The organism is Shewanella sp. 4t3-1-2LB, assembly GCF_017368415.1.
GTDB classification, from domain to species: Bacteria; Pseudomonadota; Gammaproteobacteria; order Enterobacterales; family Shewanellaceae; genus Shewanella; species Shewanella fodinae.
On record NZ_JAFNJD010000126.1, the window covers coordinates 1 to 610 of the forward strand.

A 610-nucleotide genomic window follows, 5' to 3' on the forward strand; every position below is an offset into this window, starting at 1 on the left:
CTAAATCGTTGGCATCAAACGGGCGAAGCCAGACACTGGTTAATGCCGATGAAGAAAGGCACACAGTTTGAAGTTATCACGAAACTCGGTCGACAAGATAAGCTCATTCGGCTGACGACTACAGCACCATCTCGTAAACAATTTAATGAGTTACCTGAATATATCGATGTCCGATTGCTGACAAAAACAGTGAAAGGGAAAGAGGTGAATATCCTCACATCAATGACAGATCCGTTGCGCTTCCCTAGTGCTGAAATCGTGGATTTATACAGTCACCGCTGGGAAATTGAATTGGGCTACCGCGAGATGAAACAGAGTTTGCTCAACAGCGAATTTACGTTGAGAAGTAAGAAACCGGAGATGGTGAAGCAAGAGCTCTGGGGCATCCTCTTAAGCTACAACATTATTCGCTACCAAATGGTGAAAATGGCGCAAAGCAAGCCAGGGTTATATGCCAGCCAACTGAGTTTTACGACATGCGCTGTTGCGATAATCCATGTGATTTATGGCTTTTGGCTGGAAGCGGCTGGAACCATTCCTAAAAGGATTGATAGTTTACTCGCAGAAACCGAGCAGCATGTACTGCCAATACGAGGAGACTCAAGAGCTT

Annotated in this window: 1 pseudogene; it reads left to right on the plus strand. The window is 45.2% G+C overall.

The annotated features are described in order from the left end of the window. Window positions 1-471: pseudogene (locus J3L11_RS18905) on the plus strand (transposase); the annotation flags it as partial. Window positions 472-610: the final 139 nt, after the last annotated feature.